Below are 707 nucleotides of genomic sequence, written 5' to 3'. Positions count from 1 at the left end.
CCTCACTCACACCCCCGCACGTCAACGACCCCGCGCCCGCCGCAACCACACCCCCAACGCGCCCATCGCCACGAACACCAGCACCGAACACAGCAGCAGTTTCACCACCCGGCAACCCTGCCACGGGGACGTAGGGTGCAGGAGTGCGCCTGGCCACCTTCAACGTGCTGCACGGACGATCCCTGACCGACGGGCTCGTCGACCCCGACCGACTCACCGCCGCCGTGCGCGCCCTCGACGCCGACGTGCTGGCCCTGCAGGAGGTCGACCGCGACCAGAGCCGCAGCGGCAACCTCGACCTCACCGCCATCGCCGCCCGCGCCCTCGACGCACCCCACCACCGCTTCGCCGCCGCCGTCGTCGGCACGCCCGGCGAACAGTTCCGCCCCCTGCGCCACGACGACGACGGCCACGGCGAACCCTGCTACGGCATCGGCCTGATCAGCCGCCACCCCGTGCGCAGCTGGCAGGTCACCCGACTCAAGCCCGCACCCGTGCGCTCCCCGGTCTACGTACCCGGCCCCGGCGGCGGCCTCGTCCTGCTGCACGACGAACCCCGCGTCGTGCTCGCCGCCGTCCTGGACACCCCGCACGGCCCGCTCACCGTCGCCGCGACCCACCTGTCCTTCGTCCCCGGCTGGAACGCCCACCAACTCCGGCAGACCGTCCGCGCCCTGCGCGCGCTGCCCGCCCCCCGCGTCCTGCTC

1 protein-coding gene is annotated in these 707 nt (G+C 74.1%); it reads left to right on the top strand.

Annotated features, from left to right (window positions below; translation table 11 throughout):
- Positions 1-143: 143 nt before the first annotated feature.
- Positions 144-707 (top strand): endonuclease/exonuclease/phosphatase family protein (locus EAD98_RS27140; protein ID WP_121656807.1); only part of this gene is annotated, 564 nt, incomplete at its 3' end.

This window comes from Micromonospora sp. CV4 (genome assembly GCF_003667455.1).
In the GTDB taxonomy this organism is placed as follows: Bacteria; Actinomycetota; Actinomycetes; order Mycobacteriales; family Micromonosporaceae; genus Micromonospora.
Note: the sequence above shows the minus strand (reverse complement) of the source record. Positions and strands in the feature narration are given on the sequence as shown.